Source organism: Methylocella sp. CPCC 101449 (assembly GCF_031921685.1).
Classification (GTDB): Bacteria; Pseudomonadota; Alphaproteobacteria; order Rhizobiales; family Beijerinckiaceae; genus Terripilifer.
The window spans coordinates 1,595,882-1,611,655 of sequence record NZ_JAPDHU010000002.1; the positions used below are offsets into that span (position 1 = coordinate 1,595,882).

At 61.8% G+C, this 15,774-nt stretch carries 18 protein-coding genes and 1 tRNA gene; 8 read left to right on the forward strand and 11 right to left on the reverse strand.

Going from position 1 to position 15,774, the window contains the following annotated elements:
• Nucleotides 1-78 precede the first annotated feature (78 nt).
• Together OIM99_RS18490 and OIM99_RS18495 are read right to left on the reverse strand one after the other, a co-directional pair.
• Nucleotides 79-1,644 (reverse strand): Na+/H+ antiporter, encoded by a 1,566-nt coding sequence (locus OIM99_RS18490; RefSeq protein WP_311851925.1) that lies wholly within the window; start codon nt 1,642-1,644, stop codon nt 79-81.
• 141 nt (nt 1,645-1,785) lie between these two features.
• Nucleotides 1,786-2,256, reverse strand: coding sequence for a hypothetical protein (locus tag OIM99_RS18495; RefSeq protein WP_311851926.1), 471 nt, complete (start codon nt 2,254-2,256; stop codon nt 1,786-1,788).
• Between the two features lie 533 nt (nt 2,257-2,789).
• Here OIM99_RS18495 and OIM99_RS18500 point away from each other — a divergent pair.
• Entirely contained in the window at nt 2,790-3,029 is a 240-nt protein-coding gene (locus OIM99_RS18500) for a hypothetical protein (protein ID WP_311851927.1), read from the forward strand.
• A 20-nt stretch (nt 3,030-3,049) separates the two neighbouring features.
• Here the strand turns inward: OIM99_RS18500 and OIM99_RS18505 are convergent, their stop codons facing one another.
• A complete protein-coding gene (locus OIM99_RS18505; RefSeq protein ID WP_311851928.1) occupies nt 3,050-3,460 on the reverse strand; it encodes a hypothetical protein in 411 nt (136 codons plus the stop codon).
• A gap of 146 nt (nt 3,461-3,606) precedes the next feature.
• On the opposite strand from OIM99_RS18505, the gene OIM99_RS18510 reads away from it, so the two are divergent.
• Nucleotides 3,607-3,936: a hypothetical protein gene (locus OIM99_RS18510; RefSeq protein WP_311851929.1), complete on the forward strand. Its 330-nt coding sequence runs from the start codon at nt 3,607-3,609 to the stop codon at nt 3,934-3,936.
• Nucleotides 3,937-3,993: 57 nt separating this feature from the next.
• Here OIM99_RS18510 and OIM99_RS18515 read toward each other — a convergent pair.
• From OIM99_RS18515 to OIM99_RS18535, 5 genes are all read right to left on the reverse strand, one after another.
• Nucleotides 3,994-4,071 (reverse strand) — tRNA-Trp (locus OIM99_RS18515).
• A gap of 108 nt (nt 4,072-4,179) precedes the next feature.
• Complete coding sequence (locus OIM99_RS18520) at nt 4,180-5,124, reverse strand: fatty acid desaturase (RefSeq protein ID WP_311851930.1); 945 nt, start codon at nt 5,122-5,124, stop codon at nt 4,180-4,182.
• Nucleotides 5,125-5,247: 123 nt separating this feature from the next.
• Nucleotides 5,248-5,568 carry a YbjQ family protein gene (locus OIM99_RS18525; RefSeq protein WP_311851931.1) on the reverse strand — a complete coding sequence of 107 codons (321 nt, stop codon included), beginning with the start codon at nt 5,566-5,568 and terminating at the stop codon, nt 5,248-5,250.
• Nucleotides 5,569-5,696: 128 nt separating this feature from the next.
• Nucleotides 5,697-6,887, reverse strand: a complete 1,191-nt coding sequence (gene tuf, locus OIM99_RS18530; protein WP_311851911.1) for an elongation factor Tu — start codon at nt 6,885-6,887, stop codon at nt 5,697-5,699.
• A gap of 173 nt (nt 6,888-7,060) precedes the next feature.
• The gene (locus OIM99_RS18535) at nt 7,061-8,173 is read right to left on the reverse strand and encodes an iron-containing alcohol dehydrogenase (RefSeq protein WP_311851932.1); all 1,113 of its coding nucleotides are present in this window, start codon (nt 8,171-8,173) and stop codon (nt 7,061-7,063) included.
• A 172-nt stretch (nt 8,174-8,345) separates the two neighbouring features.
• Between OIM99_RS18535 and OIM99_RS18540 the strand changes: the two genes are divergently transcribed.
• Together OIM99_RS18540 and OIM99_RS18545 are read left to right on the forward strand one after the other, a co-directional pair.
• Entirely contained in the window at nt 8,346-9,059 is a 714-nt protein-coding gene (locus OIM99_RS18540) for a GntR family transcriptional regulator (RefSeq protein ID WP_311851933.1), read from the forward strand.
• Between the two features lie 58 nt (nt 9,060-9,117).
• Nucleotides 9,118-10,239, forward strand: coding sequence for a 5-methyltetrahydropteroyltriglutamate--homocysteine S-methyltransferase (locus OIM99_RS18545; RefSeq protein ID WP_311851934.1), 1,122 nt, complete (start codon nt 9,118-9,120; stop codon nt 10,237-10,239).
• A gap of 48 nt (nt 10,240-10,287) precedes the next feature.
• On the opposite strand, the gene OIM99_RS18550 is transcribed toward OIM99_RS18545, so the two are convergent.
• Complete coding sequence (locus tag OIM99_RS18550; protein ID WP_311851935.1) at nt 10,288-10,983, reverse strand: SDR family NAD(P)-dependent oxidoreductase; 696 nt, start codon at nt 10,981-10,983, stop codon at nt 10,288-10,290.
• 22 nt (nt 10,984-11,005) lie between these two features.
• Nucleotides 11,006-11,980 carry a glutathione S-transferase family protein gene (locus OIM99_RS18555; RefSeq protein ID WP_311851936.1) on the reverse strand — a complete coding sequence of 325 codons (975 nt, stop codon included), beginning with the start codon at nt 11,978-11,980 and terminating at the stop codon, nt 11,006-11,008.
• Nucleotides 11,981-12,204: 224 nt separating this feature from the next.
• Between OIM99_RS18555 and OIM99_RS18560 the strand changes: the two genes are divergently transcribed.
• Nucleotides 12,205-13,734, forward strand: coding sequence for a class I adenylate-forming enzyme family protein (locus OIM99_RS18560; protein ID WP_311851937.1), 1,530 nt, complete (start codon nt 12,205-12,207; stop codon nt 13,732-13,734).
• Nucleotides 13,731-14,576: a creatininase family protein gene (locus OIM99_RS18565; protein ID WP_311851938.1), complete on the forward strand. Its 846-nt coding sequence runs from the start codon at nt 13,731-13,733 to the stop codon at nt 14,574-14,576. The genes OIM99_RS18560 and OIM99_RS18565 overlap by 4 nt, the downstream gene beginning before the upstream one ends.
• 7 nt (nt 14,577-14,583) lie before the next feature.
• On the opposite strand, the gene OIM99_RS18570 is transcribed toward OIM99_RS18565, so the two are convergent.
• Entirely contained in the window at nt 14,584-14,757 is a 174-nt protein-coding gene (locus tag OIM99_RS18570; RefSeq protein ID WP_311851939.1) for a hypothetical protein, read from the reverse strand.
• On the opposite strand from OIM99_RS18570, the gene OIM99_RS18575 reads away from it, so the two are divergent.
• Both OIM99_RS18575 and OIM99_RS18580 read left to right on the forward strand, forming a co-directional pair.
• Nucleotides 14,756-15,154, forward strand: a complete 399-nt coding sequence (locus OIM99_RS18575; RefSeq protein ID WP_311851940.1) for a hypothetical protein — start codon at nt 14,756-14,758, stop codon at nt 15,152-15,154. The genes OIM99_RS18570 and OIM99_RS18575 overlap by 2 nt on opposite strands.
• 115 nt (nt 15,155-15,269) lie before the next feature.
• A complete protein-coding gene (locus OIM99_RS18580) occupies nt 15,270-15,611 on the forward strand; it encodes a hypothetical protein (RefSeq protein ID WP_311851941.1) in 342 nt (113 codons plus the stop codon).
• The last annotated feature ends 163 nt before the right edge of the window (nt 15,612-15,774 follow it).

Genomic DNA, 15,774 nt, shown 5'->3' on the forward strand with positions numbered 1-15,774 from the left:
TGGAGGGGGGGCTCGCGCGATTCTGAGGAACAACCCCATGCAAGGGAAACTTTCTCACCTCCGACGTCTTGCTTTGCTCTAGCTCCGGCGAGCCCCGCCAGCGCTCATCTCCGCCCAATCCAGCTCTTCTTCGAGGATATGATAGGCATCGTCGCCGATCACCCCTTGGCGGCGCAGCTCAATGGCGCGCTGGCGCGCAGCGGCGATCGCTTCCCGGCGCAACGGGCCGCCTGGCGTATCGCCCGTCGGCGCGCCATCGCTTTCATTGAGCTCGACGGCGGCGTTGTATTCCTTGCGCAGGATGATGCCATGCAAGGTCGTATCTTTTTCGATGGTGGCCAGCGCTGCGCGATAAGCCTGCGTGCGCGCCAGCTTCACCTCGTGGCCCACCGGATCATCATCCGTGAGACCGAGCCAACGGATCAAAGGCTTCAACGTCAGCCCCTGAATGACGAGCGTCCCCAGCACGACCGCGAAAGCAGTGAGCAGGATCAGATCACGATAGGGAAACGGCGCGCCGTTCGGCAGTGTTTCAGGGATCGCGAAAGCCGCCGCCAAAGTCACGATGCCACGCATGCCGGCCCAGGAAATGGCCACCGCGCCACCCACCGTCGGCTGCGCCATCGGCCGGCGCGGATGAAAGCCGTGGCGCGCGATGCGCACCCGAATGAGCTTGTTGTAGCTCATCACCCAGGCAAAGCGGATGAGAATGGTGACGAGAAGAACGGTTGCTGCCGTCACCAGATATTCAAAACGCAGATCCGCCGAAAGCCGCTCCCAAATGGGCCGCAACTGCATGCCGATCAGCACAAAGGCAAAAGCGTTGAGAATGAAGACGACCGTTTCCCAAACGGCGTAAACCGGCACGCGCTGCCGCGCCGGCATGCGCACGCCCCCGGTCCGCGCAATCGTCATCGCATAAACGACGATGGTGAGAATGCCGGAAAGGCCAATCCGTTCGGCAAAAATCCAGATGCCGAACGTGGTGACGAATTGCACGATCAAGGCCGTCGACACGTCTTCGAGCCGCCCCATCAACGGTCGCAAGACAAGAGCGCAAAGAAAGCCGGCGGCAACGCTGCCCAGTAGCGTGAGAAGCAGGACAGGCGTAAAACTGTTGGGCGACAGACCACCGGCGACGACCGCCATCAACGCCAGTTTGTAGATCAGCAGCGCGCTCGCATCGTTGAGCAGGCTTTCGCCTTCGAGAATTTTCAAAAGGCGATGCGGTAGGCCGACCTGGCGCATGATGGCGGCCGCGGCCGCCGCATCCGGCGGCGCGACGATCGCCCCCAGCGCGATCGCCACAGGCCACGACACGCCGGGCACCAGCCAACGCACCGTGACGGCCACGCAAATCGTCGTCAAAATAACCGCCATGACCACCAGCCCGGCGACCGGCAGCCAGTTGTCACGCAGATCGCGCACGGATGTATCGTAGGCAGCATCAAGCAGCACCGGCGCCACGAACAGCGCCAGCGCCAGATGCGGATCAAGCGTCCACTGCGGGCTGTCCGGCACCAGAGCGATCAGCACCCCGCCGATCGCCAGAAAGGTCGGATAAGGCGCGCCCAGCCGACGCGCCAACATCGTCAGCAGGGCCGCGCCCAGCAGCAGGATGATGATCCACTCGAAAGTTTCCATATGCCCCGCGCGATTCCTTCTGCCGCCAAGAACGCCGCAATGAACGCCGCGATGAAACACGGCGGTTGCGACGCCTCTGCGTCGATCATGGCAGATGGAAAGGATTTCAGCGACGGAGCGGGCCGGTCAAGCCGCGCCGTGTCAGTTCAGCACGCAGAAGCCGCCGACGAGCCGCCCCGGCGGGCATTGGTAAGACGCCTTCTGCGGACGTGGCATCGGCGTAGATTGCTCGTGGGGCGACGCACTGCGCGCGGCTTCAGCGGCCGCGGCCTTAAACCAATCCGGCGTGGCCTGCTGGCGGGCTTCCGGCACCTGCCAGTCCGATTGCAGCCCGCGACGCTGATCGAGCGACGAGGCCGAAGCCCGGCTCGCCCCCACCCCGGCGCCCGGTATGATGAAAACCCCACCCGAGGAGGTCGCGCGCTGCGGCACGGGCATCGGCTGGGACGCCGACAGAGGTCGACCCCCAGGCATGGTCTGAGACACCGGCTTGGGCGTCGGCGCCGTCGCATAGGCCTTGGGGCCGCCAATGCGGATGCGCAACCCCTTGGCCTCGGCAGCGGTGGCGGACACAAGGGCAGCGGCGGTAGCGAGCAGGATCAGCGATTTCATGGAGAAACTCCGTCGTCCGCCTACCCTGCCGCAAAACCCCTCAACGCCCGGAAATCGAAATCACTAAAATTGTTGGCTTTCGCGCTTTGCGACCGACGACTGCTCGGTCGGACACACAATTGCCAAGAAAACCGTAGTTCAAGAGGGGCATTGTTACGGGCGCCCTGCTGATTTCGATTCGCGACCGCGCACCCTGATTCAAGCCCATTTCCGAGTTCGAGTGGTCGTAGTGGAAGAAGCATTGATGTTCGTGTGCACAAGCATCGGCATATTGGGCCTGCTTGTGACTTTCTTCTTTGTTCTGTTTGTCGGCTTCCGTGGGCTCGTTCGGCGCGTGCGTGGGGAAGAGCGCGACTGAATCAAATCGGCTTTCGCAAATTCTTTTGTGACGTTCGAAACTGCAAAACAATGTAACAAGAGTCAGCCTGCGGTCAGCAAAGTGACATCGTGCTGCCCCAGTGGCCTCTTACAGATTCGCCGTGTACTGCTTCTCACGCGCAGCTTCTCACGCGAACGTGCCTTAGAGGTTCTCGATGAAAATTTTCGCTCCTGCTTTGATCGCGGTTCTTATCGGCGCAGTGCAACCGGCGTCCGCTCAATGGCTGCCGGAAGAAAGCGATGGATTTTCGGCTGGATATTTTTGGGCACTGCGCAACCACGTGACGGAAGCTTATCGCTGCGACAGGTTTTACGATGCCTTCCGCGCCGGCTGTAACGCTTACACGCAAGGCTTCGGCGATATGAATGACGAAGACGAGGACGACGAAGATTAACGGCGCGATTGGCGCGCGAGCTAGTGCGTCGCAGCCCCGCTCGCCACTTTGCAATGGACTGAACCGTTGTAGAGCTGCATTTGGTTCCCGCCCATATCGACCAGGATCTGACCGTCATAGGTTCCCCTGGTCTTGTTCAATTGGGCCGAGATGACGATCCGCACGCGGGACGGTTCGGATTCATCCATCGCCACCAACAACAAATTGCCGTCGCGCAAACTGAACTGACTGGCCTTCGCCGGATAATCGAAATCGATCGCCGGCATGTCGCCGAATTTCGCGGGCACGTCGAACTGCAATCCTGATTTCAAATACGGACACGTGACGACCCGCTGAGCTGAGCCGGCCGCAAAACTCCCCGACATAAGCACCAGTCCGGCGAGGCAGCCGAAGATCGAAATCAGCTTTGCTGGAATGCGCGTTGCACTCATGATCTTGATCCTCTTCTGATCAAGGAGCCGTGCGAGAGCCCGCAGAGGACGGCTCAGTCTAGCCGGCACGAAGCATTTTGTCGCCGCGTCGATCTGAATCGGCTGGACGGCGCGATCACGCGGGATCATCCTCTCGGCGGACCGAATTGACGCCTGAGGACGCTGCCATGTCGCTGATCAAATCCGCCGTGCTTGTCGTTTCGGTCGTAGGCGGCGCGATCTCCCTTGCAGGCTGCATGCCGGTGGGGCCTGGCGATTATCCGACCTACGCCTATTACGGCTCCTCGCCCGTGGTCTTCCCGAACCACCGCTATCAATATCGCTACGGCTATTATGGCGGCTACCACCCGATCTATCGGCCCTACCGTGTCTACGAACGGCCCCGTGCCAGCGGCTGGCGCAGCGGCGCGACTTCGCCGCTTCCCGCCCTGCCGGCACGCCACGCGTTCAGCGGTCGGCCACCAAAACACCGGTAAACGGCAACTCAGAGCCAACCGGCCTAAAGCTTTGAAAATGTGGCGAAAAAATACAGATGGCAGGAGTGGAGGGAATCGAACCCGCAACCTCCGGTTTTGGAGACCGGCGCTCTAACCTAGTTGAGCTACACTCCTGTATGCCGTCAGGCGGCTTCTCTTGCCGTATTCGCCGCCGGATTGCAACGGGGACGACGGGCGCTTTTGTGTATTTTCAGAGACAAAAACGCCGAAAATGCAGTCGGCTCAAGCCGTCCGCACCACCCGCGCGAACAGCGTGTAGCGGGGATCGAACAGAAAATCGACGAAAAGCCGGGTCCAGGAGGTGTGGACAGCCAGATTGTCGTAAAATTCCGGCGCCATCGCCCGCAGTTCCGGCAGCCGATTCCAGGGCACACGCGGGAAATCGTGGTGCTCGTTGTGGTAGCCGATATTCAGCGCCACTTTGTTGATCGGGCCATAATAGCTCGACGTGTCCTGATCGGGATCGAGCGTGTAATGCTCGGAAATCCAGCGGGCGCCCAGCGGATGCAGCCCGGTTGAGAACCAAAAACAGGCGAACAGATAGACGACGCCGTTGAGGCCAAAGACGTACCAGATCGCCCCGGCATAGGCGGCACAGGCGACATAATTGGCGATGGCCCAACCACTGAACAGGTTGACCGGCGGCACACGATGCACGCGCGAAATCTGCAGGAAGGGGAAGCAGAACAGCCAGATCGCCTTGCGCCACCAGATGTTCTTGACCAGCCGCGCTTCCCATTCGTTCGGCAGATCCGGATCACCGTCATAGCGGCTGCGGCCGGAATGATGATGCAGATGGTAACCACGAAACCCCATGGCGCCCGGCACCACATTGGGCAGATCGGCAACGACCAGCACCACCCGGTTGAGGAAACGGCTGCGAAAAACCGTTTCGTGGGTCGCGTCGTGGATCACCACATAGAGCGCATGATTGGCGAACACGCCGATGCTGATCGCCACCAGCACAGCCAGCCACCAATAGGACAGGCCCAATGTGCCGAGATAGCAGGCGATGACCGTCTGTGCGGCGACGATCCCCAGCGTGATTGCCGCCGTCCAGGGATTGCGGCCGAATAGAGAACGCACCTCGGGATGCGCCGCCAGAATGGCGCGCGCACGCGCCTTATGCGGGTCCTGGCCGGGCATGCGGAAGAAATCGGTCTGCATCGGTCTCGCGATCAAAGGTGCCTGCGATCGAAAAGCTGTGTGCATTGCACACGGGTGGCATCTCTACCCCAGTCACCCAGTCCAGTCACCCCTTGCCCGTCCACCCCGCCGGGGTTCCCCTTATCAAGCGGGTTCCACCCGCACCGCCGTGCCATAGGCCAACACTTCGGTGATCCCGTCCATGATCTCATTGGCATCGTAACGCATGCCAATAATGGCATTGGCACCGCCCTGGGTTGCATGTTCGACCATATGGTCGAAAGCCTCCTGCCGGGCGGTCTCGGCCAGGTTCACATAGACCGACAGTTTGCCGCCGAACATCGACTGCACGCCACCGACGAAATTGCCGACGACGGAACGCGACCGCACGGTGATCCCGCGCACGACACCGAGATGCTGGACAACCTTGTAACCGGAAATGTCATTGGTGGTGGAAACGATCATTGCGAACTCCTGCACGTCAGCCCTCACCGCCCCATTCAACGCCAAAACAAACAAAAAGGGGAGCCGGAGGCTCCCCTTTAATCCGCGATAATGCGGCAATCTTGCGTCGAAATTATTCGACGATGCGATTACTCGACGATCGAAGCGACGACGCCGGCGCCGACGGTGCGGCCGCCTTCACGGATGGCGAAGCGCAGCTTCTCTTCCATCGCGATCGGAACGATCAGCGCCACGTCCATCGTCACGTTGTCGCCCGGCATCACCATTTCCGTGCCTTCCGGCAAGGTCACGATGCCCGTCACGTCCGTCGTGCGGAAGTAGAACTGCGGACGGTAGTTCGTGAAGAACGGCGTATGGCGGCCACCTTCATCCTTCGTCAGGATGTAGGCTTCGGCCTTGAACTTCGTGTGCGGCTTCACCGAACCCGGCTTGCACAGCACCTGGCCGCGCTCGACGTCTTCGCGCTTCGTGCCGCGCAGCAGGCAGCCCACGTTGTCGCCAGCCTGCCCCGAGTCGAGCAGCTTGCGGAACATTTCAACGCCCGTCACCGTCGTCTTCACCGTCGCCTTCAGGCCGACGATCTCGACTTCTTCACCGACCTTGACGATGCCGCGCTCGACGCGACCCGTCACCACCGTGCCGCGACCCGAGATCGAGAACACGTCTTCGACCGGCATCAGGAACGGCTGGTCAACCGGACGCTCCGGCTGCGGGATGTATTCGTCGACCGTCTGCATCAACTTCAGAACGGCGTCATGGCCGATTTTCGGGTTGGTGTTGTCGAGCGCGCACTTCGCCGAACCCTTGGTGATCGGAATGTCGTCGCCCGGGAAGTCGTACTTCGACAAGAGCTCGCGCACTTCCATCTCGACCAGGTCGATCAGTTCCGGGTCATCGACCAGGTCGACCTTGTTCATGAACACCACCAGCGCGGGAACGCCGACCTGGCGCGCCAGCAGGATGTGCTCGCGCGTCTGCGGCATCGGGCCGTCGGCCGCCGACACAACCAGGATCGCGCCGTCCATCTGCGCCGCGCCCGTGATCATGTTCTTCACATAGTCCGCGTGGCCGGGGCAATCGACGTGCGCATAGTGGCGGTTCTTCGTCTCGTATTCGACGTGCGCCGTCGAGATCGTGATGCCACGCGCCTTTTCTTCCGGCGCCTTGTCGATCTGGTCATACGCCGTGAACGTCGCGCCGCCCGTCTCGGCCAGGATCTTCGTGATCGCTGCCGTCAAAGACGTCTTGCCGTGGTCAACGTGACCGATCGTGCCGATATTGCAATGCGGCTTGTTCCGTTCAAACTTTTCCTTCGCCATGGTACTTTCCGGTGTTCCCAAAAGTTAGAATCCGCCATGGGACGCACGTCGACACGGGCGCGGCGGAAAGGCGGCGGTTCGATAGGCAGTTTTCGCGCGGATCGCAAGGAAAATGATTATTTCCGCCCAGCCCGTACCACCGAGAAACGGGCAATCCACGCGTTCTGCGACATTTACATGACCGCACCGATCATCGCCCGATAGTCGTCGAGCGTCGGTTTGCGGGCCGCAGTACGGTTAAAATGGGTATCCAGAGCCGCTTGGGCAACCTCTCCCAGATCGCGCACGCGATAGCCGGCGGCGCTCAGGGTGAGCGGCAGGCCAATGTCCTGGGAAAGGGAAATCACCCCGTCTTTTAGGGAAACGCCGTCGGCGAGCCCCATGGCATGAGCCATGCGCTGGGCCCGTTCCGGAGCGTGAGTCGCGACGAAATCGAGGCTAGCGACCACGCCGATATTGCTCAGGACGCCATGGTTGACGTCCTGGTCGCCGCAGGCGATGGCGATCGCATGGGCCGGCCCCAATCCCTTGTGGATGGCGACACCGCCCATGAAAGCGGCGGCCATGATTTGCAGCCGCGCTTCGGGATCCCGTCCATTTTCGACCGCCCGGCGCAGAAACCCGCTCACCCGACGGATGCCGTCGTAAGCCATCGCTTCGGCCATCGGGTTTTCAGGCGCTGCGAACACCGCCTCAATGCAATGCGACAGCGCATCCATGCCGGTCGCCGCCGTCAGCCGCCGTGGCAAGGTATAGGTGAGTTCCGGGTCACAGATCGCCACTTTCGGCACTAGCAGCAGCGAGGCGACGCCAAGGCCCCGTTCGCTGGGTGTCGGGTGAATGCTTGAGGCCGGCGAGGCTTCGCTGCCCGTGCCCGCCGTCGTCGGCAGAACGATCAGCGGCGCCACGGCTTTCACCTTGTCCGGCGCGCCCAGGTAATCGTCCGGCATGCCGCCCTGAACCGCCAAAATGGCCAGCATTTTGCCGCTGTCGATCACCGAGCCACCGCCGATCGCGACGACGCCATCGCATTTGCTTTCGCGATAGGTGGCAAACGCTTCAAGGACGCCGGCGGATGTCGGGTTTTCCGGAATGGCATCGAAGACGGCGTAATCGCTTTTGCCCTTCAGCGCGCCCTCGACCTGCCCGAGAACACCGCAAGCAGCCAGATTGCGGTCGCTGACCAGCAGCGGCCGACGGACGCCGAGTTCGCTCAAGACTTGCGGCAAAGCTTGGATGGCGCCAGCGGCCAGAAACAGCCGGGGCAGCGATAGAACTGGGGTCACGACATCCTCCCGATTTGTCTTGCCCGATTTGTCTTGGGTGATAGCCCTCCCGCCAAGCTTCGTCCATGGGCGCGTCCACAGAGAACCGATGTCGTTTGGAGCCTATTTGACAAAATGGGATCCCATTGCCTAGGGTCGCGGCACCTGAGGGATGGGGCCTGGAGGGAGCGCCATGACGCAGCAGTCCCAAGCGGTGATGAAAATCCGCGAAATGATTCTGCAAGGGCAGCTCGCGCCCGGCGAACGCCTCGCCGAGGCCGGTGTCGCCGACATGCTCGGCCTGTCACGCACCCCGGTTCGCCAAGCCCTGCCTGTCCTGGCCGAGGAAGGCCTGCTGGTTCCCGCCGGCGCGCGCGGCTATTCGGTGCGCGCCTTCACCACTCTCGAAATTCTCGAAGCCGTGGAAGTGCGCGGCGCCCTGGAGGGCCTTGCCGCCCGCATCGTCGCCGAACGCGGCGCCCCACGCGCCCTGATGCGCACCTTGCGTGACAGCCTCGCCGAAGGCGACGAGATCTTTGCCAAGCGGCATTTGGTGGAAGCCGACGAGGCGACCTACAGCCGCGTCAATCTGAAATTCCACCGCTCCATCACCGACGCCGCCGAACATGGCTTCGCACGCGACACGCTGGAGCGCATCGACCGTATTCCTTTTGCCTCCCCCGCCGCCATTGCCTTCGATCGACACGGCTTGCCGGAAATGTTCGATGCCCTCTGGCATGCCCATCGCCAGCATCACGCCATCGTCGATGCCATCGACAACGGCGAAGGCAGCCGCGCCGAAGCGCTGTTTCGCGAGCACATCTATTCGCAGAAGCGCAGCATGCGCTTGACGCGCGATCAGACCGCCCACAGCGCCGAGCCCCGCCGTCAGCTCGAAGAAGACTGACCAGCGCACTCAAGCCCCCCCATTTCCCATCCACACGCTCTCACAAGAAGGAAGTCATATGTCTCAAGGTCCATTCCGCGCCGATCATGTCGGCAGCCTGTTACGGCCGCCGGCCGTGAAGGAAGCCCGTGTCAAAAAAGCCCGCGGCGAGATCGATGCCGAAGCGCTGCGCGCCGTCGAAGACGACGCCATCCGCGATGCGGTGAAACTCCAGGAAGCCGCCGGCATGCACGCCATCACCGACGGTGAAATCCGCCGCGCCATCTGGCACGTCGACTTCCTCACCGGTTTCGATGGCATCGAAGCGACCAAGAGCGATTATGCCGTCAGCTTCAAAGGCACGGGCGGCGAGACCGAGAGCACCAGCTCGATGATTGCCGTGACCGGCAAGGTCGGCCGTTCCAAGCCGATCATGGTCGATCATTTCAAATTTCTGAAATCGGTGACGAGCAAGACGCCGAAATTCTGCATCCCCTCGCCGACCTATATGCATATGCGCGGTGGCAAGAAGGTGATCGCCGATGCGGCCTATCCGAACCAGGATGAATTCTGGGCCGATATGACCAAGGCCTATCGCGCTGAAGTGGCCGATCTCGTCGCCGCCGGCTGCACCTATCTGCAGCTCGACGACGTCTCCTTCGCCACCATGTGCGATGCCGGCGTGCGCAAGCAGATGCAATCAGACGGGCTCGATCCGGACAAACTGCCGGAGACCTATGCGCGCATCATCAACGGCCTGATCGCCGGCCGCGACGACAAGTTAACGGTGACGCTGCACACCTGCCGCGGCAATCACAACAGCATGTGGATGGCGGAAGGCGGTTATGATTCCGTCGCCGACGCTCTGTTCAACGTCACCGAAGTCGACGGTTTCTTCCTGGAATACGACACAGAACGCGCCGGTGGTTTCGGCCCACTGCGCTTCTTCCCCAAGGGCAAGAAGAAGCTGGTTCTCGGCCTGATCAGCTCGAAGGAAGCAGCGCTCGAGTCGAAGGATGTCCTGAAGAAGCGCATCGACGAAGCCTCGAAATATGTCGCGCTCGATCAGCTCTGCCTCAGCCCGCAGTGCGGCTTCGCCTCGAGCGTGCCGGGCAATCGCCTCACCGAAGAGATCGAGAAGAAGAAGCTCGAACTCGTCGCCGAAGTGGCGCAGGACGTGTGGGGCACCACGGCGCATTGAAAATGAAGATCGCGGCGGGGTTAAACTCCGCCGCCATTTTATCGAGACTCAGAATTTCTCCACCCAGGGCCGCAATTCGATTTCCCATGTCCAGGCGCTGCGCGGCTGGCGGATGACCTGCAGATAGGTCTCAGCGATCGCATCCGGATCGAGCAGAGCATCGGGCGCTTCGGATGGCGGCGCGCGGCCTTCACGGGCGATGCCGCCATCAATGACGAAATGCGCCACGTGAATGCCTTTGGGCGCCAGTTCGCGCGCCATGCTCTGCGCCAATCCCCGTAAAGCGAACTTGCCCATGGCGAAGGCGGCTGATTGCGGGAACCCTTTCACGCTGGCCGAAGCCCCCGTGAACAGGATCGCGCCCTGCCCCTGCCGCAACATGCGCCGCGCCGCCTGCTGTCCGACGAGGAAGCCGGCGAAAGCCGACACGTCGATCGCGTGGCGCACATCCTCCGGTGCAAGCTCCCCAATCGGTCCGCGTGCCCGCGCGCTGGCATTGTAGACGACCACATCGGGCGCACCGAGGGCGGCCTCGACATCTTCAAACAATTTGGCGATCGCCGCCGGGTCCGCCGCATTACAGCTCCACGCCTTCGCGCCTGTCTCGGCGCAGAGCGCCGACAATTTGTCCGCATTGCGCGCCGCGAGACCAACGGCCCAGCCTTCGCGGGCCAAGAGCCGCGCCAGCGAGGCGCTGAGCCCGCTGCCCGCCCCGACGATAAGAGCCGATTTCCGCTCCGCCATATGAACGATCCTTCAACTGCGATCAGACAGGGAGACGCGCCCGATCATGATGTGCCGCATAATCCACCGGCGTCCCCTTCGGAATGATGCCGCTCGGATTGAGCCGCGCGATGGAATAGTAATTGGCGATATAGTGACGCGGCTTCACCGTCGCCATGATCCCCGGATATTGGCAAAGTTCGCGCATATAGTTCGACAGGTTGCGATAGTCGGCGATGCGCTGACGATTGCATTTGAACAAGGGAAAATAGGCGACATCGAAGCGCACCAGCGTCGGCAGCAGCCGCCAGTCCGCTTCGGTGATCTGCGTGCCGCAGAGATAGCGCTGCTTGTCCAGCAAGGCTTCCAATTCGTCGAGCACGCGGAACACGTCGTCGAACGCTTGCTCGTAGGCCTGCTGCGATTGTGCGAAGCCGCAGCGGTAAACGCCGTTGTTGACGTTGGCATAGACCTTGGCGTTCATGCGGTCGATTTCATCGCGCAGATGCACCGGATAGAAATCCGTCTCGTTGCCGGCGATGCCACGGAATTCCGCATTGAACATGCGGATGATTTCCGAGGATTCATTGTTGACGATCTGCTTCGTCTGCTTATCCCACAGGGTTGGCACCGTCACCTTGCCGGTATAGCCGGGCTTCGCCGCCGCATAAGCCTGATGCAGATAGGTGAAGCCATTCACCTCGTCGCCATTGCATTCGGGCCATTGCGGGCGCCGGCCGAGCGTCCAGCCATAGGTGCGCTCATCCGGCAGGCCCCAGCTTACGCTAATCGCTTCGTCGAGCCCTTTCGCCGCCCGATAGATCAAGGTGCGATGCGCCCACGGGCAGCCATAGGTCACGTAAAGATGATAGCGTCCTGGTTCGGCCTGAAAGCCCGAACGGCCGTCGGCGCTGATCCGATCGCGGAACGCGCTGTCCGCGCGCAGGAATTCGCCGGACTTGCCCGTCTCCTGCGCCAAGCGCTCATCGCTCCATACGCCGTTGATTAAGATGCCCATTGGTGTGGTCCTTGCGTGTCCTCGTTCTTACCCCTGTTCTCGCAAATCCCTCCGGCCCCGCCAATCCAAAGGCTTTGCAGAGCAGGGTTGAAAGCTGGAGGATTATAGTCAAGGTAATGCTTAATAGCGCCTATAGGCGCCGCGATATGGCTCATTCTCACGGTTTCGGTTTGAGGTAGGGCCAAGGCGCCATTCTGCGCCGGCTTCAATCAGGTCGCATTCCCATGCTGATGCATCGACTTCTGAGCGATGTCGCTCAACGCACCCCCGACAAACTAGCCCTGCGCTGGGTCGATCGCGACAAGTTCCTCACCTATGCGCAAGCCGTCGAGCAGATGGACCGTATGGCCGGCCTGCTGCACGATTGCGGCGTGCGCAAGGGCGATCGTGTCGGCGTCTTCGCCCACAATGGCATGGATTATCTTCTCGCCATGCTCGGCGCCTGGCGTATCGGCGCCATCGCCGCGCTGGTGAACGTCAAATTCGCCGACGACCTCGAATATTACTGGGCCGATCACGAACCGTCGGTCGTCATCTACACCCACGATTTGCACGACGTGGTGCTGCGCGCCCAGCGTGCCGTGCCATCGGTCAAAACACTCATCTGCATGGACGGCCCGCAGCCTGGCGCCCTGTCCCTGCCCGAACTGATGAATGCCGGTTTCGCACCGCCGCCCGATCCAGGCGATGAAAGTGCTATCGCGCATCTGTCCTACACGTCAGGCACCACCGGCAAGCCGAAGGGCGCCTGCCTTGCGCATGAACCGACGGTGCGGGCCACCCGCTGCATCGCCGAGCGCCTGCAAATCCGCGCCCACGATATTTCGTTCGGCCCGACTGCCCTGTCGAGTTCCTATCAGCTCGTCGGCAATCTGTTGCCACCGCTTTCGGCCGGCGCCAGCATTCATGTGATGGGCAAATGGACGCAATCGACCGGCTGGGACGCCATCGAAGCCGCCGCCGCCACAGTCTTGATCGGCAATCCGACCTTGCTCGACGAAGTGCTGCGGGAATCGGAAACGCGCGGACGCTCGCCCGGCAAGCTGCGCATGGCGCTCACCGGCGGCGGTCCGCTGCCGCCGACCCTCAAGGCCGCCTGGCGCGACAAGCTCTCCCTGCCGATCGTCGAAAGCTACGGCCAGAGCGAACTCGGCGGCTTCGTCGCGCTCGGCTATCCCGAACTCGTGCCCGAGGGTGCCGATCTCGTGCGCATCGGCCCGCCCCTGCCCGATAAGGAAGTCCGCATTTTCGGCGCCGATGACAAACCGGTGCCGACAGGCGAAATCGGTGACATCGCTCTGACCGGCGGCTTCATGAAAGGATATTGGGGCAAGCCGGAAAAGACGGCGGAAGCCACCCGTGGCGGCTGGCTGCGCACCGGCGATCTCGGCGTTATCGATGCCGACGGTTACATCACCCTGCGCAGCCGCCGCGCCGAACTCATCACCGTCGATGGCATCGCCTGGTATCCACGCGACGTCGAGGAAGCCTTGTGCGAACAGGCAGGCGTGCGCCAGGCTGCGCTCATCGGTCTGCCCAATGGCGGCAGCGGTCAATTGCCCACCGCCTTCGTGACATTGATCGACGGCGCCACGGCTGACGGCGAGAGCCTGAAAGCGGCGATCACAGGCAGAGTCGGCTATGACCTCGCGCCGCTCGCCATCCGTATCGTCGATGAACTGCCGATGACGCCAACCGGCAAGATTTCCAAGGCCGATCTGCAAGCCCTCGTCGCCGCGGGAGCCATGGCATGAACAAGCCATTGGGGCAAAAACTGCCCTCGCACTGGTGGTGGGATCTCTCCACACGCGATTTCGCCAGCCTCGACATGAGCCGCATCGTCGCCGTCCTCCCGGTCGGCGCCGTCGAACAGCACGGCCCGCATCTGCCAGTGCGCGTCGATGCCGCCATCATCAATGCGGTGGTCGCGCGCACCGTGACCAAGATGAGCGAAACAACGCCTGTTTTGGTGCTACCAGCGCTCAACGTTGGCCTGTCGCAAGAACACACGGCCTTTCCGGGCACCCTCACCTTCACCCGCGAAACCCTCGCCAACATGTGGCTTGAGATCGGCGCTTCCGTCCGCCGCGCCGGCATCGAGCGGTTGCTGATTGTCAATGCCCATGGCGGCCAGCCGCAACTCGTCGAAATGGTTTGCCGCGAATTGCGTATTCGCCACACCATGCTGGCCGTCGGCACGATGTGGGGGCGGATCACGCAAGAGGACGACCTGTTCGACAAGCATGAACGCACGCACGGCATTCACGGCGGCGAAATCGAAACCAGCGTCATGCTCGCCATCCATCCCGATCTGGTGCGGATGGAATATGCGAAGAATTTCGTCCCGCTCTCGGTCGACCTGGAAAAAGCCGGCGGCCTGCTGACGCCAGAAGGTAAGGTCGGCTTTGGCTGGCAGGCGCAGGATCTCTGCCGGGAAGGCGCCTGTGGCGATGCCACCGCGGCGGATGCGCTACGCGGCGAAATCCTCATGGATCGCGCGTCCGACGCGCTCCTCAAATTATGCGAGGAAATCGCAGGCTTCCCCATGGAACGCCTGCGCAAGGCGCCGGCCTACGCGGCGCCGGTCCGAAGCTGAAGCGTTATCAGGGACAGCTATAGCCGGTCGGATCAGGCAGGCAGCGCGCGCCTGTCTTCAAGACCAGAGCACCGCTGCGGTCGCGGTTCACCCGATCGCCATTCGGCAGGTTGAAGCCGCCGCTGGCATCGGGCGTCACGCGCGCACCGTCAGGCAGAACGAGCTGCCCGCCATCACGCATGATCCGTTTGGCTTGTCCTTGGACCGGCGCGGACGCCGGCGGCGGAGGCGAGGAAGCGCACCCACTCAGCACGAGCGCGATGACGCCGACGGTGATCGAGAGCTTAATCATAGTGCCATTCTGCCGCATCGGCGCTGACGTGCAAGTCTCTTTTAGCCAAGTTCGCCTTCTTCCCAGCATTTTTCGACAGACCAATTTCATGATCCTCCCCATGACCTTCGGCACTGTTCGATCGCAATCGATCAAAAGAAACTCAAAGGCCATCTTGCGCGTTGGGAAGACGCGAATGCATTTCTCGGCTGAAACAGACTTTGCGATCTACCTGTTTTCGTTCCTGTTCATCGGCGGAGCAACGGCGGTCGCCATCCTTCTCGCCTACCACCGCATTAAAGAATGAAGGTTTGAAAACGACGCTTCGATCACCCAGCTTTGACACAGGTCGAGCATGGGTATTTATCTGGTCATCATAAATTCAGTCCCACTTTGACTGAACCTTCGCCACGGAGGTCTCCATGTCACTCATCAAATCCCTCGCCGTTATTTCCACCGTCGCCATCGGCGGCTTTACGCTGGCCGGCTGCGCGCCCGCTGGGCCGAACTACGGATACGGCTATTACGGCCCCTCGGCCGCGGTCTATCCAAGCTACGGATACGGGTATGGCTACGGCGGCTATTATACCGGATACCGCCCAGCCTATCGCTCCTATGGTGTCTATGGCCGATCCTATGGTGGCTGGCGTGGCGGTGGTTGGCGCGGTGGCGGCGGATGGCATGGAGGCGGTGGATGGGCCGGACGTGGCGCCGCCATGCCGTCCCGCGGTGCCTTCACTGGCCGGCCCCTCGGACACCGCTAGATCTAATGATTTGAACGACACAAACCCGGCCCGAGCGCCGGGTTTAAGCGATGGACAAGCCCGAGAAGGACGCCAAGACCAAAGCCAGGAAGGGCATACGCCCATGACCGTCTTCACCAATGGCTTCATATTCGTTGAAGCCGTGACGCATAGGAGATTCCGT